The organism is Amycolatopsis viridis (genome assembly GCF_011758765.1).
Classification (GTDB): Bacteria; Actinomycetota; Actinomycetes; order Mycobacteriales; family Pseudonocardiaceae; genus Amycolatopsis_E; species Amycolatopsis_E viridis.
In genome coordinates, this window is the sequence record NZ_JAANOU010000001.1 from 1974235 (window position 1) to 1998014 (window position 23780).

21 protein-coding genes are annotated in these 23780 nt (G+C 72.6%); 16 read left to right on the plus strand and 5 right to left on the minus strand.

Annotated elements, in window-relative coordinates; translation table 11 throughout:
• Window positions 1-57 precede the first annotated feature (57 nt).
• Both galK and FHX46_RS09735 read right to left on the minus strand, forming a co-directional pair.
• Window positions 58-1230 (minus strand): galactokinase, encoded by a 1173-nt coding sequence (gene galK, locus FHX46_RS09730; RefSeq protein ID WP_167112595.1) that lies wholly within the window; start codon window positions 1228-1230, stop codon window positions 58-60.
• The gene (locus FHX46_RS09735) at window positions 1227-1922 is read right to left on the minus strand and encodes a metal-dependent transcriptional regulator (protein ID WP_167112598.1); all 696 of its coding nucleotides are present in this window, start codon (window positions 1920-1922) and stop codon (window positions 1227-1229) included. Before FHX46_RS09735 ends, galK begins: the two co-directional genes overlap by 4 nt.
• A gap of 104 nt (window positions 1923-2026) precedes the next feature.
• On the opposite strand from FHX46_RS09735, the gene FHX46_RS09740 reads away from it, so the two are divergent.
• A complete protein-coding gene (locus FHX46_RS09740) occupies window positions 2027-3196 on the plus strand; it encodes an acetoin utilization protein AcuC (RefSeq protein WP_167112600.1) in 1170 nt (389 codons plus the stop codon).
• Between the two features lie 922 nt (window positions 3197-4118).
• Window positions 4119-6749, plus strand: coding sequence for a bifunctional acetate--CoA ligase family protein/GNAT family N-acetyltransferase (locus FHX46_RS09745; RefSeq protein ID WP_167112602.1), 2631 nt, complete (start codon window positions 4119-4121; stop codon window positions 6747-6749).
• A gap of 9 nt (window positions 6750-6758) precedes the next feature.
• On the opposite strand, the gene FHX46_RS09750 is transcribed toward FHX46_RS09745, so the two are convergent.
• From FHX46_RS09750 to FHX46_RS09760, 3 genes are read right to left on the minus strand one after another with little or no spacing between them, the layout of a single operon-like run.
• Window positions 6759-8288 (minus strand): long-chain-fatty-acid--CoA ligase, encoded by a 1530-nt coding sequence (locus tag FHX46_RS09750; protein WP_167112604.1) that lies wholly within the window; start codon window positions 8286-8288, stop codon window positions 6759-6761.
• The gene (locus FHX46_RS09755; protein WP_167112607.1) at window positions 8285-9337 is read right to left on the minus strand and encodes an acyl-CoA dehydrogenase family protein; all 1053 of its coding nucleotides are present in this window, start codon (window positions 9335-9337) and stop codon (window positions 8285-8287) included. The genes FHX46_RS09750 and FHX46_RS09755 overlap by 4 nt, the downstream gene beginning before the upstream one ends.
• A 9-nt stretch (window positions 9338-9346) precedes the next feature.
• Entirely contained in the window at window positions 9347-10528 is a 1182-nt protein-coding gene (locus tag FHX46_RS09760; protein WP_167112609.1) for an acyl-CoA dehydrogenase family protein, read from the minus strand.
• Between the two features lie 106 nt (window positions 10529-10634).
• On the opposite strand from FHX46_RS09760, the gene FHX46_RS09765 reads away from it, so the two are divergent.
• The 14 genes from FHX46_RS09765 to FHX46_RS09830 all read left to right on the plus strand — a co-directional run bounded on the left by FHX46_RS09765 (window position 10635) and on the right by FHX46_RS09830 (window position 23773).
• A complete protein-coding gene (locus tag FHX46_RS09765; RefSeq protein WP_167112611.1) occupies window positions 10635-10826 on the plus strand; it encodes a ferredoxin in 192 nt (63 codons plus the stop codon).
• 53 nt (window positions 10827-10879) lie between these two features.
• The gene (locus FHX46_RS09770; RefSeq protein ID WP_313886075.1) at window positions 10880-11770 is read left to right on the plus strand and encodes a 3-oxoacyl-ACP reductase; all 891 of its coding nucleotides are present in this window, start codon (window positions 10880-10882) and stop codon (window positions 11768-11770) included.
• The gene (locus tag FHX46_RS09775) at window positions 11767-13281 is read left to right on the plus strand and encodes an aldehyde dehydrogenase family protein (RefSeq protein ID WP_167112613.1); all 1515 of its coding nucleotides are present in this window, start codon (window positions 11767-11769) and stop codon (window positions 13279-13281) included. The genes FHX46_RS09770 and FHX46_RS09775 overlap by 4 nt, the downstream gene beginning before the upstream one ends.
• The gene (locus FHX46_RS09780) at window positions 13281-14042 is read left to right on the plus strand and encodes a glucose 1-dehydrogenase (protein WP_167112615.1); all 762 of its coding nucleotides are present in this window, start codon (window positions 13281-13283) and stop codon (window positions 14040-14042) included. Before FHX46_RS09775 ends, FHX46_RS09780 begins: the two co-directional genes overlap by 1 nt.
• Before the next feature lie 101 nt (window positions 14043-14143).
• A complete protein-coding gene (locus FHX46_RS09785; RefSeq protein ID WP_167112617.1) occupies window positions 14144-14938 on the plus strand; it encodes an MlaE family ABC transporter permease in 795 nt (264 codons plus the stop codon).
• Window positions 14938-15801 (plus strand): MlaE family ABC transporter permease, encoded by an 864-nt coding sequence (locus FHX46_RS09790; protein ID WP_167112619.1) that lies wholly within the window; start codon window positions 14938-14940, stop codon window positions 15799-15801. Before FHX46_RS09785 ends, FHX46_RS09790 begins: the two co-directional genes overlap by 1 nt.
• Window positions 15798-17120: an MCE family protein gene (locus tag FHX46_RS09795; protein WP_167112620.1), complete on the plus strand. Its 1323-nt coding sequence runs from the start codon at window positions 15798-15800 to the stop codon at window positions 17118-17120. The genes FHX46_RS09790 and FHX46_RS09795 overlap by 4 nt, the downstream gene beginning before the upstream one ends.
• A complete protein-coding gene (locus FHX46_RS09800) occupies window positions 17117-18154 on the plus strand; it encodes an MCE family protein (protein WP_167112623.1) in 1038 nt (345 codons plus the stop codon). Before FHX46_RS09795 ends, FHX46_RS09800 begins: the two co-directional genes overlap by 4 nt.
• Window positions 18154-19185, plus strand: coding sequence for an MCE family protein (locus FHX46_RS09805; RefSeq protein ID WP_167112625.1), 1032 nt, complete (start codon window positions 18154-18156; stop codon window positions 19183-19185). Before FHX46_RS09800 ends, FHX46_RS09805 begins: the two co-directional genes overlap by 1 nt.
• Window positions 19182-20369, plus strand: a complete 1188-nt coding sequence (locus FHX46_RS09810) for an MCE family protein (RefSeq protein ID WP_167112627.1) — start codon at window positions 19182-19184, stop codon at window positions 20367-20369. Before FHX46_RS09805 ends, FHX46_RS09810 begins: the two co-directional genes overlap by 4 nt.
• Window positions 20366-21553: an MCE family protein gene (locus tag FHX46_RS09815; protein ID WP_167112630.1), complete on the plus strand. Its 1188-nt coding sequence runs from the start codon at window positions 20366-20368 to the stop codon at window positions 21551-21553. The genes FHX46_RS09810 and FHX46_RS09815 overlap by 4 nt, the downstream gene beginning before the upstream one ends.
• Entirely contained in the window at window positions 21550-22785 is a 1236-nt protein-coding gene (locus tag FHX46_RS09820) for an MCE family protein (RefSeq protein ID WP_167112631.1), read from the plus strand. Before FHX46_RS09815 ends, FHX46_RS09820 begins: the two co-directional genes overlap by 4 nt.
• A complete protein-coding gene (locus FHX46_RS09825) occupies window positions 22782-23276 on the plus strand; it encodes a hypothetical protein (protein ID WP_167112633.1) in 495 nt (164 codons plus the stop codon). The genes FHX46_RS09820 and FHX46_RS09825 overlap by 4 nt, the downstream gene beginning before the upstream one ends.
• A complete protein-coding gene (locus FHX46_RS09830; RefSeq protein ID WP_167112635.1) occupies window positions 23273-23773 on the plus strand; it encodes a hypothetical protein in 501 nt (166 codons plus the stop codon). The genes FHX46_RS09825 and FHX46_RS09830 overlap by 4 nt, the downstream gene beginning before the upstream one ends.
• The last annotated feature ends 7 nt before the right edge of the window (window positions 23774-23780 follow it).

A 23780-nucleotide genomic window follows, 5' to 3' on the forward strand; every position in this document is an offset into this window, starting at 1 on the left:
GTGACACCAGTGTGGACCAGCGACCGGTGAACCACGCACCGGTCCCGCCCCGCCGGATTACAGCTCGTCGCGCCGGGCCCCGGCGGAGGGGACCGCCACGAAGGCGCGCGGAGCGCGGTAGCCTGCGCGGTCGAACGCCGCCATGACCGCCGCCTCGACCGCGTCCACAGCGGACTCCGGAACGAGTGCGATCGCGGTGCCGCCGAACCCGCCGCCGGTCATCCGTGCGCCGAGGGCGCCGGACTCGACGGCCACATCCACCGCGAGGTCCAGCTCGGGGCAGGAGATGCGGTAGTCGTCGCGCATGCTCGCGTGCGAGGCGGACAGCAGGGGGCCGATGTCGCCGATCCGGCCGTCGCGGAGCAGGGCGACGACGTCGAGCACGCGCTGGTTCTCGGTGACGACATGGCGGACGAGGGGGGCCAGGTCACCGGGCAGCCGGGCGAGCGCGCCGGCCAGGTCGTCCGGCCCGACGTCCCGCAGCGCCTTCACGCCGAGCAGGTCCGCGGCGCGCTCGGTGCCCTTGCGGCGCTCGCCGTAGCCGCCTTCGCTGTGGGCGTGCTTGACGCGCGTGTCGATGGCCAGGATGCGCAGGCCCGCGGCGGCGGCCTCGAAGGGGACCTGCTCCATCTCGCCGGACCGGACGTCGAGGAACAGGACGTGACCGTCGATGCAGCACAGTGAGGCCGTCTGGTCGAGCACGCCGGTGGGGGCGCCGACGAACTCGTTCTCGGCGCGCTGAGCCCAGCGGGCGATCTCGGAGCGGCGGTCCAGGTCCGGGTTCTCCTCGCCGGCCAGCCCCAGCAGGGCCAGCGCCACGGCGCACTCCAGCGCGGCGGACGAGGACAGCCCGGCGCCGGTGGGGACGTCACCGGCCAGCACCACGTCGGCGCCGCGATCGGCACCGTGGTCGCGGAGCACCCAGGCCACGCCGGCCGGGTAGGCGCCCCAGCCCGGCACGCTGCCGGGGCGCAGCTCGGGGATCGTCACCGGCTCGGTGTGCTGGATCTGGCCGTCGGAGCCGAGGGATGCGACGGTGAGCACCTGGTCGGACCGCGGGGACGCGGCGGCCGCCAGGCGGTGCGGCAGCGCGAACGGCAGCACGAAACCGTCGTTGTAGTCGGTGTGCTCGCCGATCAGGTTGACCCGGCCCGGCGCCGACCACACCCCGGCCGGGGGCCGGCCGTGCACGGACTCGAACGCCGCCGCGGCCGCGCGGGCGGAGCTCACTTGGCCTGGGCCAGGACGGCGTGGAGCACCGACATCGGCACCTGGACCGCACCGAGCTCACCGGTGACCTCAGCGGTGCCGCCGCCGTCCGCGCGGCGGACGGACACGACGCTGCCCGGGGCGACGCCCGCGTTCTTCAGGTCCACCATCAGCTTCTCGTCGAGCTGGATGTGCTCAGCCAGCCGGCGGATCTCCGCCTTGCCGCCGCCGGAACGCGCGAAGTCGTCCAGCCGCACGAGGTCCGCTTCGGCGGGCGGTGCGGGCAGCCCGCCCTCGCCGAGCTTGTCGAGCCCCGGGATGGGGTTGCCGTAGGGCGAGGTGGTCGGGTGGTCCAGCAGCCGGACGAGCTTGCGCTCCACCGCCTCGCTCATCACGTGCTCCCAGTGGCACGCCTCGGTGTGCACGTGCTCCCACTCCAGGCCGATCACGTCCAGCAGCAGCCGCTCCGCGAGGCGGTGCTTGCGCATGACGGCGATGGCCAGCTCCCGCCCGTGCTCGGTCAGCTGGAGGTGGCGGTCGTCGGCCACGCGCACCAGCCCGTCGCGTTCCATGCGGGCCACGGTCTGGCTGACCGTCGGACCGCTTTGCTGCAGCCGCTCGGCGATGCGGGCGCGCAGCGGTACGACACCTTCCTCTTCGAGCTCGAAGATGGTCTTCAAGTACATCTCAGTGGTGTCGATGAGATCGTTCACGATGTCCCCTTCGTCCGCGACAATCCATGGTAGTCGCTCCGGGCGACGGTCACCCCAGGTGACCAGGAGGATAATCGCGCCCCGCGCGGCTACCATCGGACGTCATGCAGCCCGCCGTCGTCTGGGATCCCGCACTGCTTGGTTACGACCTCGGCGGTGACCACCCGTTCAACCCGGTGCGGCTCGACCTGACCGTGCGGCTCGCCACCGAGCTGGGTGTTCTCGACGGTGTGGAGCTGCTCGTGCCCGAGCCCGCCACCGACACCGAGCTGTACCGCATCCACTCCGAGGAATACCTGGCGGCGGTCAAGCTCGCCCCGGCCGTGGGCTGGGAGGTCGGCCACGGCCTCGGCACCGCCGACAACCCGGTGTTCAGCGACATGCACGACGCCTCCGCGCTGGTGGTGGGCTCGACGCTGCTGGGTGCCCGCAAGATCGCCGACGGCGCGGCGCGCCGCGCCGTGAACATCGCGGGCGGACTCCACCACGCGATGCGCGACAACGCGGCCGGGTTCTGCGTCTACAACGACTGCGCGGTCGCCATCTCGTGGCTGCTCGACCACGGCTTCGACCGCATCGCCTACATCGACACCGACGTCCACCACGGCGACGGTGTGCAGGCCGCGTTCTACGACGATCCCCGCGTGCTGACCGTGTCGCTGCACCAGCACCCGTTCACCCTGTGGCCGGGCACCGGGTACAGCGGCGAGACCGGTTCTGGCGAGGCCGAGGGCACGGCGGTGAACGTCCCGCTGCCGCCCGGCACCCGCGACGCGGGCTGGCTGCGGGCCTTCCACGCAGTCGTGCCGTCGCTGCTGGCGGTGTTCCGCCCGCAGATCCTGGTCACGCAGTGCGGCGTGGATTCGCACGAGGAGGACCCGCTGGCCGACCTGGCGTTGTCGGTCGACGGGCACCGCACGATTTACGCCACTCTGCGTGACCTCGCCGAGCGGCACACCGACGGCCGCTGGCTCGCCGTGGGCGGCGGCGGATACCAGTTGATCCGGGTCGTGCCGCGCTCGTGGACCCACCTGATGGCCACGGTGCTCGACCGCGACGTGAAGCCGGAGACGCCACTGCCGCCGAATTGGGTCGGCACGGTCCTGCGGGCCGCGCCGAGCGCCGAGCTGCCCCCGGAGATGACCGACGGTCGCGACACGACGTTCCGGCCCTGGGGCGACGGGGTGGACGACCCCGTCGACGTCGCGATCCGGGACACCCGGCGAGCGGTGTTCCCGCTGCACGGCCTGGACCCGGACGATCCGAGGGACTGACCGCGATGATCCGAGGAATCGACGCGAGATGAGCACCAGCGACACGCCCGGTGGCGCCCAGCAGGACCAGCCCGCCGGCCAGGGCCGGGCCGCCGGTGCCACCCCGCCCGGTGCGGGACCGGGGATCCGCGCGGGCCGGGGGAGTGGGGCCGGTGCGGGCGCCACTGCGGGTTCGGACCGCGGTGAGGGCCGGGTGCGCGGTGCGGGTCCGAACCCCGCTGCCGCCTCCGGCGGTGGCGCCGGCACACAACCCGGCGCCGACGCAAGCGACGATGCCGCCCCGGCGGGTGGTGCCGGGACTGCCGCGGAGGGCGGCGTGGCCTCGCCGGGCAGCCCGTCCGCTGGGGGCGGTGCTGCCGCGCGGGGCAGCGCAGGGCCGGGGGCCGGTGCTGCCCAGGCAGGCGGTGCAGGTTCGGGGGGTAGCGCCGGTCCGCAGAGCAGCCCGGCCCCGGAGGGCGGCGCGGCCGCGCAGGGCAGCACGGCCGCCGAGGGCAGTGCCGCCGCGGAGGGCAGCGCAGATCCGGCAGGCAGTGCCGGTCCGCCGGGCAGCGCGGACCCCGGAAGCAGTGCTGCCCGGGACAGCGGAACCGCCGCTGAGGGCAGCACCGCCCCGGAGCGCAGTGCAAGCCCGGAGGGCGGCGCCGTCCCGGAGGGCGGTGCTGCTCCGGAGGGTGGTGGCGCACCGGACGGTGGCGCTCCGGACGGCAGGGCCGCCGCAGCGCGTAGCGCAGGCGGCCCGGCCCCCGAAGGCCCTGCCGCCGCCGAGCCCGGTGCTGGTCCGGACCCCGGTGCTGGTCCACAGCGCGATGCGGGTCCGGAGGGGAGCGCCGGCCCGGAGAGCGGTGCCGGTCCCGGGAAGGGGCAGGGCGACCAGCCTGGCCCCCGCGACCCGTACGACTACCCGCGCCACTGGGAGGCCGACGTGCTGCTCAGTGACGGCGGCACCGTCCACCTGCGCCCCATCGTGCCGAGCGACGCGGACGCCCTGGTGGCCTTCCACGGCAAGCTGTCCGAGCGCACCCGGTACCTGCGTTACTTCGGCGCCTACCCGCGCATCCCGCAGCGGGATCTGGAGCGGTTCTCCGTGGTGGACCACCACGACCGCGTGGCGTTCGTCGTCCTGCTCGGGGACGACATCATCGCCGTGGGGCGGTACGAGCGGCTCGGTGACCGGCCGTCGGCCGAGGTGGCGTTCGTCGTCGACGACGCGCACCAGGGGCGCGGCATCGGGTCGATCCTGCTGGAACACCTGGCCGCCGCGGCGTCGGAGAGCGGTCTGCGGCGGTTCGTCGCCGAGGTGCTCGCCGAGAACGCTTCGATGGTGCGGGTGTTCCGCGACGCCGGTTACCAGGTCAGCCGCGCCATCGAGGAGGGCGTGCTGCACCTGGAGTTCGACATCGATCCTACCGAGGAGTCCCTCGCCGTCGCCCGTGCGCGCGAGCAGGCCGCCGAGGCCCGCAGCGTCTACAACCTCCTCCACCCCGGCTCGGTCGCCGTGATCGGTGCCTCCGCCGATTCCACGAAGGTCGGCTACTCGGTGCTGTCCAACCTGCTCGCCGCCGACTTCGCCGGCACCGTCTACCCCGTCAACCCCGAACACCGCTCGGTGCGCGGGGTGCGCGCGTATCCGTCCGTGGTGGACATCCCGGACCCGGTGGACCTGGCGGTGGTCGCGGTCCCGGCCGACCAGGTCGAGTCCGTTTTGGACGGTGCGCTGGCCAAGGGGGTCAAGACCCTGCTCATCGTCACCGCGGGGTTCGGTGAGGCCGGCCCGCACGGCCTGCACGCCGAGCTGCGGCTGGTCGGCGAGGCGCGGGCGCACGGCATGCGGGTGGTCGGCCCGAACGCGCTCGGCGTCCTCAACACCGACCCGGCGGTGCGGCTCAACGCGACGCTCGCGCCCCGGCTGCCCAAACGCGGCCGCGCGGGATTCTTCTGCCAGTCCGGCGCCCTGGGTACCGCGATCCTCGCCGACGCCGAGGCGCGCGGGCTCGGCCTGTCCACGTTCGTCTCGGCCGGCAACCGCGCCGACGTCTCCGGCAACGACCTGCTCCAGTACTGGGAGACCGACCCGAACACCGATCTCGTGCTGCTCTACCTCGAGTCGTTCGGCAACCCGCGCAAGTTCGCCCGGCTCGCGCGGCGGCTGGGCCGCAGCAAACCGATCGTCGCGGTGAAGTCCGGGCGGCACGCCGTCCGGCCGCAACTGGCCGCGACCTCGGCGGAGGTCGACGAGTCGAGCGTGCAGGCGCTGTTCGAGCAGGCCGGAGTGGTGCGGGTGGAGACGCTGGCGCAGCTGTTCGACACCGCGCTGGTGTTCGCGCACCAGCCGTTGCCCGCCGGCCCGCGGATCGGGATCGTGGGCAACTCCAGCGCGATCGGGCTGCTCGCCGCCGACACGGCCCGCGCGCAGGGGCTGCGCCTCGCGTTCGACCCGGTCGACGTCGGACCGCAGGCCGGCCCGGAGGACTTCGCCGCCGCGGTGCGGGAGGCGCTCAACAACCCGGAGACCGACGCGCTGGTGGCGGTGTTCGTGCCGCCGGTGTCGATCCCGGGCAGCACCTACGCGCGCGCCTTGCGCGAGGCGGCGCAGGAGCTGGACCAGGGCAAACCGATCGTTTCGACGTTCCTGGCGGCGGAGGGGGTGCCCGCCGAGCTGGCCGTCCCCGGTCCCGACGGCGCCCCCGGTCCCGGGTCGATCCCGTCGTTCCCCAGCCCGGAACGGGCGGTGAACGCGCTGGCGAAGGTCGTGCGGTACGCGGCGTGGCGGCAGCGGCCGCAGGGCACCCTGATCCGCCCGGACGGGATCCACCTGGAGCAGGCCGAGCAGGTGGTGCGGGACATCCTGGCCGGCGGGGACAAGAACGTCGTGCTCGAGGACCACGACATCGTGCGGCTGCTCGGGTGCTACGGCATCGACGTGGTGCCCTTCCGGATGGTGTCCAGTGCGGACGCCGCCGTCGAGGCGGCCGGGGAACTCGGCTACCCGGTGACGGTCAAGGCCGTGGACGAACGGTTGCGCGGCAGGCCGGATCTCGCGGGGGTGCGACTGGACCTGGCGTCGCCGGACGCGGTGCGGCGCGGGTACGCGGACCTGAGCGAGGTGTCCGGCGAGCGGGACGTCTACGTGCAGAAGATGGCGCCGAAGGGCATCTCCTGCCTGATCGGGCTGCAGGACGACCCGTCGTTCGGCAGCCTGGTGTCGTTCGGGCTATCCGGGCTGGTGAGCACGCTGCTGGGGGACCGGGCCTACCGGGCGGTGCCGCTCACCGACGTGGATGCCGCGACACTCGTCCGCGAGCCGAAGAGCGCCCCGCTGCTGACCGGTTACCGCGGTGACGAACCGGCGGACCTGGCGGCGCTGCAGGACATGGTGCTGCGGGTGGCGGCGCTGGCCGAGGACCACCCCGAGGTGCGGGCGCTGACGCTGGACCCGGTGGTCGCCTCCCCGGAAGGCGGGTTCGTCGCCAACGCGCGTGTCGTGCTGGGCCCGCCGCCCGCCCGCCCGGACACCGGGCCGCGGCGGCTGCGACCGATCGATGCACGGTTCTGACACCCGGCGCTATGCCGTGCCGGGCTGGTGGACCCGGTAGGCACAGTCCCGGTGCGGGCGGGTCCAGACCGGGCCGGCGCAGCGCAGCCCCTCGGCCGCGAGGCACCGTTTCACCACCTTGTGCGTCGACGTGCGGGGGAGTTCCGCAACGATCCGCACGAACCGCGGCAGCTGTTTGGGGCCCAGGTCCGGTTGTGCCGCGAGGAACGCGCCGAACGATGCCGGGTCCAGCGGATCCGACAGCACCAGCGCGGCCATCACCTGATCGCCCACCGCGGGATCGGGGACGGCGTACACCGCGGCCTCCGCGATCGCCGGGTGGCGGAGCAGGATCCGCTCGATCGGGGCGGTGCCCAGGTTCTCGCCGTCCACGCGCACCCAGTCGCCCAGCCGGCCCGCGAAGTAGCAGAACCCGTCCTCGTCGTGGTAGGCGAGGTCGCCGGTGTGGTAGCGGCCGTCGCGCATCCGCTCGGCGTCGGCGCTCGGGTTGCGGTAGTACCCGGCGAACGCGCCGGGCCCGCTGGTGTTCACCAGCTCGCCCACCACCCCCGGCGGGCACACCGCGCCCGTGTCCGGGTGCAGGATCGCGACCCCGTCCGGCAGCCGTCCCAGCGAGCCCTCCGGGGTGTCCGGGGTGCGGGCGAAGCCGATGCCGCCCTCGGTCGATCCGAACGCGTCCACCACCTGGCAGCCGAACCGCCGCGCGAAGGTGGCCAGATCCGCCTGCGCGCCCTCGTTGCCGTACACGATCCGCAACGGGTTGTCGGCGTCGCCGGGCAGCGGGGGTGTCGCGAGCACGTACGACAACGGCTTGCCCACGTAGTTCGCGTAGGTGGCGCCGAACCGCCGGACGTCAGGCAGGAACCCGGATGCCGAGAACCGGCGCCGCAGGGCCAGCACCGCCCCGGCGGCCAGGGCCACCGACCAGCCCGCCATGATCGCGTTCGAGTGGAACATCGGCATCGAGACGTACACGCAGTCCGATGAGGACAGTCCGAACCGGTCGGCGAGCATCCGCCCGGGGGCGGCGATCTTGTCGTGTGTGCACCGCACGGCCTTCGGATCACCGCTCGTGCCGGACGTGAAGATCAGCATCAGCAGGTCGTCGCCGGAGGCGGGCGCCGGGTTGAGGGCAGCGCCCGCGTGCGCGGCCAGCAGCGCGGCCCACTCCGGACCGTCGAGGTCCAGCACCGGCACGTCCAGCCCGTCCAGCAGCCCGGCGTGCCGTCCCTCGGTGAGCACCAGCTCGCAGTCCGCGAGCCGGACGTCCCGCGCCAGTGCCGCGCCCCGGCGCGTCGGGTTCAGCCCCACCAGCACCGCACCCGCGAACGCGCAGCCGCCGAGCAGGAACGAGAACGACGGCACGTTGTCCGCCAGGATCCCGACGTGCTTCCGCGGCCCGGTGAGCAGCGCACGCAACACCGCGGCGTGCTCCGCGCACTGCTGCACGTGCTCGCGCCAGGTCCACACCGAGTCGGCGAACCGCAGGCCGGGCCGGTCGTCGGTGGCGCGCGCCAGCAGCAGCTCGGTGACCGTCATGACGGTGCCGCCGCGAGCGCGTCGCCCAGCGCGCGCAGCTGCGCCGTTGCCCCGCCGAGCGTGAACTCCAGCCGTTTGGCCGCCACGAAGTACCGGTGCAGGTCGTGGCCGGTGTCGATGCCGACCCCGCCGTGCACGTGGACCGCGGTGTGCGCGACGCGGTGCCCGGCCTCGGCGGCCCAGTACTTCGCGGTCGCGACCTCCGCGGCGGCCGGCAGCTCCTCGGACAGGCGCCACGCGGCCTGCCACAACGTCAGCCGGACCGCCTCCACGTCGACGTAGGCGTCGGCGAGCCGTTGCCGCACCGCCTGGAACGCCCCGATGGCGTGCCCGAACTGCTCACGGGTGCGGGCGTAGTCCGCGGTGCGGTGCAACGCGCTGTCCAGCACCCCGAGCTGCTGCGCGCACAGGCCGACCGTCGCGTGCTCGCGCAGCCGGACCGCGGAGACGGGCAGCCGGGCGTCGGCCCGGACACCGCTGAGCGAAACCAGCCCGGCGTCGGCGTGGTCCACCACGCTCTGCGGCTCGCCCCGCGCGGGCACCACGAACACCGCCGTCCCGTCCGGGGTGCGCGCGGGCACGACGAGCGCGTCGGCGACCGCGGCGAACGGCACCGCGGTCTGGGTGCCGGACAGGCGCCAGCCGGAGCCGTCCGGTTCCGCCGTGAACCCGCACGGTGCCGCGGCGTCCGGCAGCGCGAGCGCGAGGACCGCCTGCCCGCGCACGGCGGGCACCACCCACCGCTCGATCAGCCGCCCGTCCCCCGACCCGGCGATGGCGGTCGCGGCGACCACGGTGGGCAGGTAGGGCAGCTCCGCGACCGTGCGGCCGATCTCGGTCAGCACCGCGCACTGCCCGAGCAGCCCCAGGCCACCGCCGCCGGCCGCGGCGGGCAGCGCCGCGTCGATCGCACCCACGCGGGCCAGCCCGGCCCACGCCCCCCGGTCGAAGCCGCCCTCGCCGTGCGGGCTGGGTGCCGCCTTGTCCGCCAGCACCCGCGCGACCAGCGCGGCCAGTTCGGTGACGTCCTCGCCCAACGCGAAGTCCACGGTTCCTCCTCAGCGGGTGACGGGCAGGGACAGGGCGGACGCGGCGATCAGGTCACGCTGGATCTCGTTCGTGCCGCCGCCGAAGGTGAGGATCAGCGCGGACCGGTGGGCTCGTTCCAGCCGGCCGCGCAGCACCGCACCGGGGGATCCGGCGCGCACCACCGCGCCGGGGCCGACGACCTCCATCAGCAGCCGGTACGCCTCGATCGCCAGTTCGGTGCCGAACACCTTCGTCGCCGACGCCTCCGCCGGGCCCAGTTCGCCGGAGCCGGCCGCCCACGCGATCCGCCAGTTGCGCAGCTTCAGGTACTCCGCGTGCGCGTGCACGCGAGCCAGGTGCATCCGGACCCATTCGGCGTCGATGACCCGGCTGCCGTCCGGCTGCGCGGTCTGCCGTGCCCAGCGGCGCACCTCGTCCAGCGCGGCGAGGATCGGCGCGGCCGAGGTCAGCGCGACCCGCTCGTGGTTGAGCTGGTTGGTGATCAGCGGCCAGCCGGCGTTCTCCTCGGCGATGCGGGCGGTCACCGGGACGCGCACGTCGTCGTAGTAGGTCGCGCTCGTGCCGGGCCCGGCGACCGTGTGCACCTTCGTCCAGGAGAACCCGGGCGCATCGGTCGGCACGACGAGGATGCTCAGGCCCCGGTGCCGGTCCGCGTCCGGATCGGTGCGCGCGGCCAGCCACACGTAGTCGGCGTACTCGATCAGGCTGGTCCACATCTTCCGGCCGTTGATCACGTAGGAGTCGCCGTCGCGGACCGCCCGGGTCCGCAGCGACGCCAGGTCGGTCCCGGCCTCCGGCTCCGAGTAGCCGATCGAGAAGTGCAGCTCGCCGGCGGCGATGCGCGGCAGGTAGAACGCCTTCTGCTCCGGCGTGCCGAACCGCATGATCGTCGGGCCGATCGTGCCGACGGTCAGGAACGGCACCGGCACGCCGGCCACCGCCGCTTCGTCGGTGAAGATCAGCTGGTCGAGCATCGGCCGGGCCTGCCCGCCGTGCTCCGCCGGCCAGCCGATCGCGAGCCAGCCGTCCCGGCCCAGCTCGCGCACGATCTCCTGGTACGCCTTGCCATCCCCGTACTCGCCGCCGTCGCCGGCCAGCGCCTCCCGGCGCTCCGGGGTCATCAGCCGGGCGAAGTAGTCGCGCAGTTCCGCGCGCAGCCGTTCCTGCCCGGGCGTGTAGCTGATCCGCATGCCGTCACCTCCGGCCCGCCCGGTCGTTGCTGGAAGCAGACCGGTCCGTGGCGCTAGTCTAGAACACGTTCTATTTCTATCAGCTGTGCAGCCGAGGAGGAAAGCCATGGAGGTCGCGGTCGACCGGACGCTGTGCGAGGCGAACGAGGTGTGCATCGGGTTCGCGCCCGCCGTGTTCGAGCTGGACGAGGACGAGGAGCTGCGCGTCCTCACCCCGTCGGTGCCCGAATCAGAAGTAGAACGTGTTTCGCGTGCCGTGGCCGCGTGTCCGAAGAACGCGCTGTTCATCCGGGACTGATCGAGGCAAACGGGGGCTTGTCTCGAACGAGAACAGATTCTAGTCTGGCCCTCGTGGAAGGTGATGTGGAACCGCGGGTGGCCGTCGTCACGGGTGCCGGGGCGGGACTGGGCCGGGCGGAGGCGCTCGCCCTGGCCCGCGCGGGCGTGTCGGTGGTGGTGAATGACGTCTCCGACACCGCGGGGGGCGTCGTGGACGAGATCGAGTCCGCGGGGGGCAAGGCGCTCCTCGTCACCGGCGACGTGGGTGAGCGCGCTACCGCCGATGCCCTCGTCGAGGCCGCCGTGGAGCACTTCGGCGGGCTGCACGTCGTCGTCAACAACGCCGGCGTGCTGCGCGACCGGATGATCTTCGCCATGTCCGACGAGGAGTGGGACACCGTGATCCGCGTGCACCTGCGCGGGCACTTCCTGTTGTCCCGCAACGCCACCGCGTACTGGCGCACCTGGTCGAAGGCGACGGGCCGGCCGGTGCCTGCGCGCCTGATCAGCACCGCGTCCGAGGCGTTCCTGGTCGGTTCCGCCGGTCAGCCCAACTACGCGGCGGCCAAAGCGGGCATCGTCGGCCTCACCGTCGCCATCGCCCGCGGTGCCGCGCGCTACGGCGTGCGGGCCAACGCCATCTGCCCGCGCGCCCGCACCGCGATGACCGCCGGGGTCTTCGGCGACGCCCCGGCCCAGGGGGTGGACCCGCTCTCGGTCGAGCACGTCGCCCCGCTCGTCGCCTACCTGGCCTCCGACCGGGCGGACCGGATCAACGGTCAGGTGTTCGTGGTGCACGGCGGGATGGTGGCGCTGCTGCGGCCGCCCGCCGTCGAGCGGCGCTTCGACACCGTAGGTCCATTGTGGACAGAAGGGGAGCTGGACTCCACCGTGGGCGCCTACTTCGACGAGCGAGACCCCGAGGCGATGTTCGCCGCCACCGAGATCCTGGAGCTCCCATGACACTCACCGTGCTGCCGCACCGCGAAGCCGCCGGGCTCCGGCCCGGCCGGCTCTACCTCGACGGCCATTGGGTACCGGGCACCGGCGGTGACTCCTGGATCCACCGGCACCCGGCCACCGGGGAGGAGATCGGCGAGTTCGCCGTCGCCACCGCGGCCGACGTCGACGCCGCTGTGGCCGCGGCCCGGGCGGCCTTCGAGTCCGGGGCGTGGTCGCACTCCCGGGCCGGAACCCGCATCGCGGTGCTGCACCGGTACGCCAGCCTGCTTCGGGAGCACGCCGCGGAGCTGCGGGCGTTGCAGGCGCTGGACAACTCGGTGCCGCTGTCGTTCAGCAGCACGATCTACGCCACGTCCGTCGGCGCCGCCGCGGACGTGTTCGACCACCACGCCGGCTGGGTCGACAAGCTCGGCGGCGAGACCCTGACCCCGTACCAGGGCGGCGACCACCTGGCGATGACCTTCCGCGAGCCGATCGGCGTGGTCGCGGCGATCCTGCCGTGGAACGCGCCCTTCCTGCTCTTCGCGCAGAAGGTCGCCCCGGCGCTCGCCGCCGGATGCACCCTCGTGCTCAAACCTTCGGAGTACTGCACGTTCACCGTGCTGCGCATGGTGGAGCTGCTCGCCGAAGCGGGACTGCCGGCGGGAACGCTCAACGTCGTCACCGGCCCAGGTGACCCGGTCGGCGAAGCGCTGATCAACCACCCCGGGGTGGACAAGGTCAGCTTCACCGGCAGCCGCGCGGTGGGCAAGCGCATCGTGGCGGCCTCCGCCGGCACGCTCAAGCGGGTCTCGCTCGAACTCGGCGGCAAGAGCCCCGCACTGGTGTTCGCCGACGCACCCAACGTCGCGCTGGCCGCGGCCACCGTGGTCGGCGCGGTCACGATGGGGCTGTCCGGCCAGGCGTGCGTGGCGAACACGCGGGCGCTGGTGCACCGGGACGTCTACGACGAGTTCCTCGGCGCCGCCGCGGGCATGGCCCGGGCGATGACCTACGGCGACCCGTTCGACCCGGCCGTGCTGGCCAGCCCGCTGATCAACGACCGGCAGCTGGACCGGGTGCTCGGTTACATCGAGAAGGGCAAGTCCGAGGGTGCCCGGCTGGTGACCGGTGGCGAGCGGCTCGGCGGTGACCTGGCCTGCGGCAACTTCGTCGCCCCGACCATCTTCGCCGACGTGGACAACCACGCCACCATCGCGCAGGAGGAGATCTTCGGCCCGGTCCTCGCGGTGGTCCCGTTCACCGGCGAGGACGAGGCGGTGCAGCTGGCCGGCGACACCGAGTACGGCCTGGGTGCGGGCGTGTTCACCGCCGACGTCCAGCGCGCGTTCCGGGTGGCGCGGAAGCTGCGGGCCGGCACGATCGGCATCAACGGCTTCCAGATCGAGCCGCACCTGCCCTTCGGCGGGTTCAAGCAGTCCGGGCTCGGCCGTGAGGGCGGGAAGTCGTCCATCGAGGCCTACACCGAGCTCAAGTCCGTGTACCTGCCACTGACCGACGAGATGATGTGATGGGACGCCTCGACGGCAAGGTCGCGCTGATCACCGGCGCGGCGCGCGGACAGGGTGCGGCCGCGGCCCGGCGTTTTGCGGAGGAGGGCGCCCGCGTCCTGGTCGCCGACGTCGCCGATGACGACGGCGCGGCGCTCGCCGCGGAGATCGGCGCGGTCTACCAGCACCTTGACGTCTCCCGAGAGGACGACTGGGACGCCGCGGTGCGGCGCGCCGAGGACGAGTTCGGCGGGCTGACCGTGCTGGTGAACAACGCCGGAATACTGCACTTTTCCGAGCTTGCGGAGACGTCACTGGCCGATTACCAACGGGTCGTCGGGGTCAACCAGGTCGGCGCGTTTCTCGGGATGCGCTCGGTCGTTGGACCGATGACACGGGCCGGTGGCGGCTCCGTCATCAACGTGTCCTCTGTGGAGGGTCTGGCCGGCATGCCGTTCCTGATCGCCTACACGGCCAGCAAGTTCGCGATCCGCGGCATGACCAAGGTGGCCGCGCTCGAACTGGGTGGCCGGGGGATCCGGGTCAATTCGGTCCATCCCGGGATGATCGACACCCGGATGGTGTCCGACGCCGCGGGCGGCGCCGACGTCGACACGTCCTGGGTGGGCCGGAAGGTCGCGCTGGGACGCGTCGGGCAGCCGGCGGAGATCGCGCAGCTCGCAGTGTTCCTGGCCAGCGACGAGAGTTCCTACTGCACCGGTGCGGAGTTCGTGGCCGACGGCGGTGCGACGGCCACCCACGCGCTCAACTCCCACGGGTGATCGACTTCACGGGAATACGAAGTGAACACCGCTAACGCAAAACGGTTTCCCACCGAGGAGTAAGACTCAGAGCAAACGAGGGCTGGGGTCGCGGAGGTGTGATGGGGTCACGCACGGGAACGCTGACGGTACCGGGCACCGCCGCGCTCGCTCAGGTCGGCCGCCTGTCCACACTGGCCTGGCAGGTGCTGCGCGCCATCCCGCGCCGGCCGTTCCAGTTCCGCGAGTGGATCTTGCAGTGCTGGTTCTTCGCCAGCGTCACCATCCTGCCGACCGCGCTCGTCGCGATCCCGTTCGGCGCGGTGATCGCGTTGCAGCTCGGGTCGCTCACCCAGCAGATCGGCGCCCAGTCGTTCACCGGCGCGGCCAGCGCACTCGCCATCGTGCAGCAGGCCGCGCCGTTGATCACCGCCCTGCTCGTCGCCGGTGCGGGAGGAAGTGCGGTCTGTGCGGACATCGGGGCGCGCAAGATCCGCGAGGAGATCGACGCGATGGAGGTGCTCGGGGTCAACCCGGTCCAGCGCCTGATCGTGCCGCGCGTGCTCGCCGCGATCGTGGTGTCGGTGCTGCTCAACGGCCTGGTCAGCGTGGTGGGCGTGCTCGGCGGCTACTTCTTCAACGTCGTCCTGCAGGGCGGCACCCCGGGCGCGTACCTGGCGAGCTTCAACGCGCTGGCGCAGCTGCCCGACCTCTACGTCAGCGAGATCAAGGCCGTGCTCTACGGGTTCGTCGCCGGGGTCGTGGCCGCCTACCGCGGGCTCAACCCGGCCGGCGGGCCGAAGGGCGTCGGCGACGCGGTGAACCAGGCCGTGGTCATCACCTTCCTGCTGCTGTTCCTGATCAACGTCGTACTGACCGCCATCTACCTGCGGATCGTTCCGCCGAAGGCGCTGTGATGACCGCGGAGACACTGGACCGGCGGCCGGGGGTGCCCGACCGGACGCTCGAGATGATCGCGCGGCCGGGCGCGATCCTGGAGGGACTGGGCAGCCAGCTCTCCTTCTACGTCCGCGCCCTGGCCTGGGCGCCCCGCACGCTGCGCCGCTACCGCAGGGAAACGCTGCGCCTGCTGACCGAGGTCTGCTTCGGCACCGGCGGTCTCGCGGTGATCGGCGGCACACTCGGCGTGATGATCGGCATGACCCTGTTCACGGGTCTCATCGTCGGCCTGCAGGGCTACGCGGCGCTCAACCAGCTCGGCACGGCCGCGCTCACCGGGTTCATCTCGGCCTACTTCAACACGCGGGAGGTGGCGCCGCTGGCCGCCGGGCTCGCGCTGTCGGCGACCGTGGGCTGCGGCTTCACCGCCCAGCTCGGCGCGATGCGGATCTCCGAGGAGATCGACGCGCTCGAGGTGATGGCGGTGCCCAGCCTGCCCTACCTGGTCACCACCCGGGTGCTGGCCGGGCTGGGCGCGGTGATCCCGCTGTACGCGGTCGGCCTGCTCTCGTCCTACCTGGCCTCCCGGCAGGTCACGGTGTGGCTCTACGGTCAGTCCGCGGGCACCTACGACCACTACTTCGGGCTGTTCCTGCCGCCGGAGGACGTGCTGTGGTCGTTCGGCAAGGTGATCGTGTTCAGCGTGCTGGTGATCCTCTCGCACTGCTACTACGGCTACACCGCGAGCGGCGGCCCGGCCGGTGTCGGCGTGGCGGTGGGCCGCGCGGTGCGGACGTCGATCGTGTTGATCTCGGTGCTCGACTTCTTCCTCAGCCTGGCCGTGTGGGGTGCGACCACGACGGTGAGGATCGCCGGATGAGACGGGCGGTGCTGTTCCGGCGGCTGGGGTACCAGGTGCTCGGCCTGGTGTTCCTCGTCGTGTGCGGGCTGTTCTTCGCCACCACCATCGCCGCCTACCACCAGGAGTTCACGCCGGTCGCCCTGGTGCGGCTGGAGACCGACCACGTCGGCAACCAGCTGCGGAAGGGTTCCGACGTCAAGATCCGCGGTGTCGTGGTGGGCGAGGTGCGCGCGATCGAGGCGTTCGGCGACCACGCAGCGCTCCAGCTCGCGCTCGACCCGGCCCAGCTGGACGTGATCCCGGCCAACGTGTCGGCGCGGCTGCTGCCCAAGACCCTGTTCGGCGAGCGTTACGTGGCCCTGCAGATCCCGCCCGGCCCGGTGCCGCGGCACCTCGCAGCCGGTGACGTCATCCCGCAGGACCGCAGCAGCTCCGCCATCGAGCTGGAACAGGTGCTGGACAACGTGATGCCGCTGCTGCAGGCCGTCCAGCCGCAGAAGCTGGCGAGCACGCTCGGCGCGGTCTCCACCGCGCTCGACGGCCGGGGCGGACAGCTCGGCGCCACGCTGGTCCACCTGTCCGAGTACCTGGGCGGGCTGAACCCGTCGCTGCCGGACCTCAAGGCCGACATCAGCGGGCTGGCCAACGTGGCCGACACCTACAACCGGGCCGCGCCGGACCTCCTGCAGGCGCTGGCCGACCTGACCACCACCACGAAGACCCTGGTGGACGAACAGCAGACGCTGGCCCAGGTGTGGGCGACGGTGACCACCGCGAGCGACGACCTGGACAGCTTCCTGCGGGTCAACCAGGCCAACCTGATCCGCCTCACCGTGACCTCACAGTCCACTCTGGACGTTCTGGCCAAGTACGCGCCGGAGTACCCGTGCCTGCTCCAGCAGCTCGCCGACGCGGTGCCGCGCGCGTACCAGGCGTTCGGGTACGGCACCGACCGGATGAACCACGTGACCATCCGGTTCGTCGCCGACCGCACCAAGTACGAGCCGGGCCGGGACGAGCCGGCCTACCTCGACAAGCGCGGCCCGCGCTGTTACCCGATGGTGCTGCCGCCCGGCCGGTGGCCGCAGTACCCGCCCGGCGGCCCGGTCCAGGACGGGTCCACCCACCCGCCGGCCGGTCCCGGCGCAAGCGTGCCGTTGCCCAGCAACGGGATCATCGCGAGCGGCTCGTCCACCACCGCTTCCATCGCCAACTCGGCGGCCGAGCAGGACCTGATCGCGGCGCTGGTGTCCCCGGCCGCGCCGCAGGACGTGCCGGGCTGGGCGAGCCTGCTCGCCGGACCGCTCTACCGCGGGGCGGAGGTGGAGGTCCGGTGAGGGGGTTCCTGCCGGCGCTGATCAAGATCAGCGTGTTCGCGGCCGTGACGGTCCTGCTCACCGGGATCCTCGGCGCGACCATCGCGAACACGAACTTCGGCGTCACCGACACCTACACCGCGCGGTTCACCGACGCCTCCGGGCTGCACGAGGGTGACGACGTGCGGATCGCCGGCGTCAAGGTCGGGCAGGTCGACGGCATCACGGTCACCCAGGACGGCGACACCAGCTACGCCGACGCGCACTTCACCGTGCAGTCGGCCTACCGGCTGCCCGGTGCGGTGACCGCCACGGTGAAGTACCGCAACCTGGTGGGCCAGCGGTACCTGTCGCTGGGCACCACCGTCCCGGGTGAGGACCAGCTGCCCGCCGGCGGCATGATCCCGCCCGAGCGCACCCAGCCCGCGCTGAACCTCACCGTGCTGTTCAACGGGTTCAAACCGCTGTTCGCCGCGCTGGACCCGCAGCAGGTCAACCAGCTCTCCTACGAGATCATCCAGGTGTTCCAGGGTGAGGGCGGCACCATCGAAAGCCTGCTGTCGCACACCGCCTCGCTCACCCGCACCATCGCCGGGCGCGACCAGGTGATCGGCCAGGTCATCGCAAACCTCAACACCGTGCTCACCACGGTCAACGAGCACGGCCCGCAGCTGTCCGAGCTGATCGGCCAGACCCAGCAGCTGGTGTCCGGCCTGGCCGCGCAGCGCGGCCCGATCGGCGACGCGGTGTCGGCGCTGGGCGAGCTCACCGACGCCACCGCCGGCCTGCTCGCCGACGCGCGCCCGCCGGTGCAGCAGGACATCGCTGCGCTCGGCACGCTGTCCGGCACGCTCGCCGATTCCGGGCAGCTGATCGACCAGCTGCTCAAAAAGCTGCCCGGCAACCTGGAGAAGTTCACCCGGACCCTGAGCTACGGCAGCTGGTACAACTACTACCTCTGCAACCTGACCGGCACCATCGGCATCACCTCGCTGAACATCACGCTGCCGATGCTCCCCCTCCCGGCGACCGAGCTTCCGGACAGGTGCCGGTGATGAAGCCGCTCAAGGATCGCAACCAGGCCGCTGTCGGCGCGGTGACGCTGGTGCTCGTCGTCCTGGTGACACTGGTGTCCTACTTCTCCGACCAGCTGCCGCTGCTCGGCACCGGGACCACCTACCAGGCGTACTTCGCCGAGTCCGCGGGGCTCACCGCGGACAACGAGGTCCAGGTGGCCGGGGTGAAGGTCGGCAAGGTCACCGGTGTGTCGCTGGCCGGGAAGCAGGTGCTGGTCAGGTTCACGGTGGAGCGCACCAGGGTCGGCGACGCATCCACCGCCTCCATCGAGATCAAGACGTTGCTGGGGGAGAAGTATCTGGCGCTGAAACCCCGGGGCCGCGGCGCGCAGGACCCGGCCGACCCGATCCCCGTCGAGCGGACCACCACGCCGTTCCAGCTGCAGGATGCGTTCCAGCAGCTGACCGCCACCGTGGGTGAGATCGACACCACACAGCTCGCGCGCAGCTTCGACGCGGTCGCCGATGCCCTCAAGGACACCCCGCAACCGTTGCGGGACACGCTGTCCGGCCTGTCCGCGCTGTCGCGCACGGTGTCCTCACGCGACCAGGAGCTCGCGAACCTGCTCGCCGGCACCCGCCAGGTGTCGCAGACGCTCGCCGGCCGCAACGCGCAGCTCACCGCGATCATCACCGACGGCAACCTGCTGCTCGGTGAGCTCCAGCAGCGCCGGGACGCGATCAAGGCGCTGCTCACCGGCACGCAGCAGCTCGCGGCCCAGCTGTCCGGCCTGGTCGCCGACAACCGGGCGCGGCTGCGGCCGACGCTGGACCGGCTCGGCGAGGTCACCACGATCCTGCAGAACAACCAGGACAACCTGAACCGCAGCCTGGCGCTGCTCGCGCCGTTCACCCGTGTCGGCGCGAACGCGACCGGCAACGGGCGCTGGTTCGAGGGCTACATCTGCGGCCTGCTGCCACCGGTGATCAAGGCCGGCGGGCTGTCGGTCAACCCGGAGGGCTGCACGCCGCCGCTGTCGGCGCCGGACCAGGGAGTGGGGGGCCGATGACGCTGGACAGCCACGCCGCACGCGGTGCGTACCGCTGGGTTGCTGCCGGGTGCGTGGCCGCGCTGCTGGTGACCGCCGGGCTGTACCTGGCGCTGCGGGACACCGGCGGCACCCGCATCTCCGCGCTGTTCGACAAGACCGTCGGGCTCTACGCCGGATCGTCGGTCCGCGTGCTCGGTGTGCCGGTCGGCGAGATCACCGGTGTCACGCCGGAAGGCGCCGTCGTGCGGGTCGACATGCGGATCGACGGGGACGTGCGGATCCCGGCCGGTGCCGGTGCCGTGGTCGTCGCGCCCAGCCTGGTCAGCGACCGGTACGTGCAGCTCACCCCGGCCTACGACAGCGGACCGGTGATGGCGCCGGGCACCGTGATCCCGCAGGACCACACGGCGACGCCGATGGAGCTGGACGACCTCTACAGCACCCTGGACAAGCTGTCCACCGGCCTCGGGCCGGACGGCGCCAACGCGCACGGCGCGCTGTCCGACCTGCTGAACACCGCGGCCGCCAACCTCGACGGCAACGGCCTGAACCTGAACAGCACCGTCACCGAGCTGGCGAACCTGTCGCGCACGCTGGACGACTCCAAGGACGACCTGTTCGCCACCGTGCGCAACCTCCAGTCGTTCACCACCACGCTCGCCGGCAGCGACGCGCAGCTCGACGAGTTCTACCGGCGGCTCGGCGACGTCACCGGTTTCCTCGCCGCCGACTCCGGCGACGTCAGCGCCGCGCTGGCCGCGCTCGGCTCCTCGCTGGGGGACGTGCAGAGCTTCGTCGCCGAGAACAAGGACCTGCTGACGTCCAATGTGGACAAATTGGCGAGCATCACGCAGGTGCTGGTGGACCAGCGGGCGGCCCTGGCCGAAGTGCTCGACGTCGGCCCGACCGGCATGACGAACTTCATCAACTCCTACGACGCGGCCTCCGGCAGCATCGCCATCCGCTACAACGCCAACGAGTTCACCAATCCGCTGATCACCACACTGTGCCGGCTGATCAAGGCGTCCACCCCGGTCGGGCTGCCCACCACGGTGAGCGACGTGTGCCAGGCGATCGCGCCGGTGGTGGAGGGCATCGCGAAGGTGCCCTCGATCCCGCAGCTGCTCGCCGACATCGGCAGCGGCAAGCTGCCGCCGCTGCCCCTGCTGCCCCTGGTCGACATCCCGGAGGCCGGCCGATGACACGGCTCACCGGACTGCTCGCCGGGGTGCTGCTGCTCGTGGCCGGCTGCGGGCCGGCCGGGTTCTCCGGGCTCTACCACACGCCGCTGCCGGGCGGGGCGGACCTCGGCGACCACCCGTACCGGATCACCGCCCGGTTCACCGACGTGCTCGACCTGGTGCCGCAGGCCGCGGTGAAGGTCAACGACGTGCCCATCGGCCGGGTCGACGTGATCGAGCTGGCGCCCGACACCAGGTCGGCGGTCGTCACCATGAGCCTCAACGGCGGCGTGCGGATGCCGGAGAACTCCTTCGCCCAGCTGCGCCAGTCCAGCCTGCTCGGCGAGAAGTTCGTCGAGCTCGCCGAACCGGCCGGCCAACCGGCCCCCGGGTCGCTGCACGAGGGCTCGGTGATCCCGCTGGACCGCACCAACCGCAACCCCGAGGTCGAAGAGGTCCTCGGCGCGTTGTCGCTGCTGCTCAACGGCGGTGGGATCAACCAGCTGGCGGACATCACGCGGGAGCTCAACCACGCGCTCACCGGCAACGAGGCGGAGATCCGGGCGCTGCTGGCGCGGGTGGACGAGATCGCGACCGAGCTGGACGGGCAGAAGTCGGAGATCATCCGCGCCATCGACGGCCTCAACCGGTTGTCCGGCACGCTCGTCGCGCAGACCGCGAACCTCACCACGGCGCTGACCGATCTGGCGCCCGGCATGGCCGTGGTGACCCGGCAGCGGGACCAGCTCGTCGGCATGTTGCAGTCGCTCGACCGGCTCTCCGGGGTGGCGGTGGACACGATCAACGCCAGCCGCGAGTCGCTCGTGGCGGACCTGCGGGCGCTCGCGCCCACACTGTCCAAACTGGCCGAAGCGGGGACGAACCTGCCGGAGGCGCTGAAGATCCTGCCGACCTACCCGCTGCCGGACGTCGCCGGGGACGTGGTCAAGGGCGACTACGCGAACGTCACCGCGCGCCTGGACCTCAACCTGGACGCGATCTTCGAAAACATCGCGAACTCCGGGCACCTCCCGGTCATCCAGCTGCCCAAGAACACCGGGAGCATCCCGTCGTCGTCGGCCGCGGCGCCACCACTGCCGATCCCGCCGCCGGCCGCGCAGGCGGCCCCGTCCGCGCAGCAGCAGGCCGGCCTGCTGACCGGGCTCGGCGGCCTGCTCGGCACCCTGCTGGGAGGCACGCCGTGATCACCCGCAAGCACCGGATCCAGCTGATGGCGTTCCTGCTGATCGCGCTCGCCTCGGTCGGCTACGCCGGCGGCGAGTACGCGGGCCTGGACCGGCTGTTCGGCACCAGCGGCTACCGGGTGACGGCGAACCTGACCGAGTCTGGTGGCATCTTCGCCGGCGCCGAGGTGACCTACCGCGGTGTCGCGGTCGGCCGGGTGAGCAGGCTGCACCTGACCGACGAGGGGGTCGCCGTCGACCTGGACATCACCTCCGCCGAGGAGATCCCGGCGGACACCCGGGCCGTGGTCGCGACGCGGTCGGCGGTGGGCGAGCAGTACGTCGACCTGCGTCCCCAGCACCAGGACGGGCCGTACCTGGCGGACGGGTCGGTGATCACCAGCGACCGGACGGCGATCCCGGTTTCGCCGGACACCGTGCTGGCCGACCTGGACCGCCTGGTGTCCAGTGTGGACACCAGGTCGCTGCGGACGGTGGTGGACGAGACCTACGACGCGTTCGCCGGCAGCGGCCCCGACCTGCAACAGCTGCTCGACACCGCGAACTCCGTCACCGCCGCCGCGGCGCAGAACCTGCCGCAGACCACGAGGCTGCTCGCCGACGGGCGGGTCGTCCTGGACACGCAACAGCGGCAGGCCGGCACCATCACCTCGATGGCGGCCGGGTTGCGCACCATCGCCGACCGGCTCAAGGGCGCCGACCCCGACCTGCGCAAGGTCATCGAGACCACGCCCGGGCTCGCGCGGGACCTCGACACGATCCTCGCGACCTCCGGCACCGACCTCGGGGTCCTGGTCGCCAACCTGCTCACCACCGCGCAGATCACCTCGGTGCGCACCGACGCGATCGAGGAGCTGCTGGTCGCCTACCCGGTGATCTCCGCGTTCACGCGCTCGGTGTGGTCCAACGGCGAGGGCCACCTCGGGCTCGTGCTGAACTTCTTCGACCCGCACTCGTGCACCAAGGGCTACGAGACCACCCGGGAACGCCCGGCCAGCGACACCAGCGAGGCCCCGGCCAACACGCAGGCGTACTGCGCCGAGCCGCCGGGCAGCCCGACCGGGGTGCGCGGCGCGCAGAACGCGCCGTACGCGGGCAAGCCGGTGAACCCGGCCAAGGCGTCGCAGCCGGCGCCGGCGGCGCCCGCGCAGGGGACGCAGCTGCCCGGGGTGCTGGGGCTGGCCGCGGGGACCGCGAGCACGCTCGGGCAGCTGCTGGGGCTGCCGGGATGAGGCGGATCCCGCGCCTGCTGGGCGCACTGGCGGTGGTCGCGGTGCTGGCGGTGCTGGCCGCGGCGTGGTCCGGGTGGGGCTGGTGGCGCGCCGCATCCGACGACGGAGCGGTGCGGGGACGCGACCGGGACGCGGTGGCCGCCGCCGCGGGTGACGCGCTGGTGGCGCTCAACACCATCGACTACCGGGACGGGAACGCCGCGCTCGACCGGTGGATCGCGGTGACGAGCGGGCAGCTGGGCACCTCGCTCAGCGGTGACCGGCAGGCGCAGGTGGCGCGGGCCACGACCGCGAAACTGGTCACGACCGCCTCGCTGCGGCAGATCGCGGTGACCCAGCTGGCCGGCGATACGGCACGGGTGATCGCGGTGCTGGACGTCTCGATCGCCGCGAACGGCGCCGCGCCGCAGCCGGGCCGCAGCCATCTGACGGCGGACGTGGCGCGAGCCGGCGGGACGTGGCGCATCACCTCGGTGCAGGCGGCCGGATGACGCCACGGGTCGCGACCTGGGTGTCGGTGCTCACCGCGGTCATCGTGCTGGCCGGCGGGTTCGCCGGGTGGGCCGCCGTGCAGGCCGGCCGGTGGCACACGGCGAACGAGGCGCTCGCGGACACCACCGCCACCGGCGAGGTAGGGGAGCAGATCAGCGCGGGGCTGAAGGCCGTGTTCTCCTACGACTACGGCAACCTGGCCCGCACCGAGCGCGCCGCGGCCGCGGTCCTGGTGGACGAGGCGGTGACCCAGTACCGGGACACGTTCGCCGCCGCCGGGCAGCAGGCGTCCGCGCAGAAGCTCATCCGCACCACCACGGTGTCCGCACTGGGGGTGCAGGACCTGCGCGGGGGCACCGCCCGGGTGCTGGCGTTCCTGGACCAGCAGACCCTGAACACGACGACCGGGCAGCAGACGTCCTCCTCGGCCGCCCTGGCGGTGACGGCCCGCAAGGTGGACGGCGCGTGGAAGATCGCCGCCCTCGACCCGCAGTAGCGGCGCG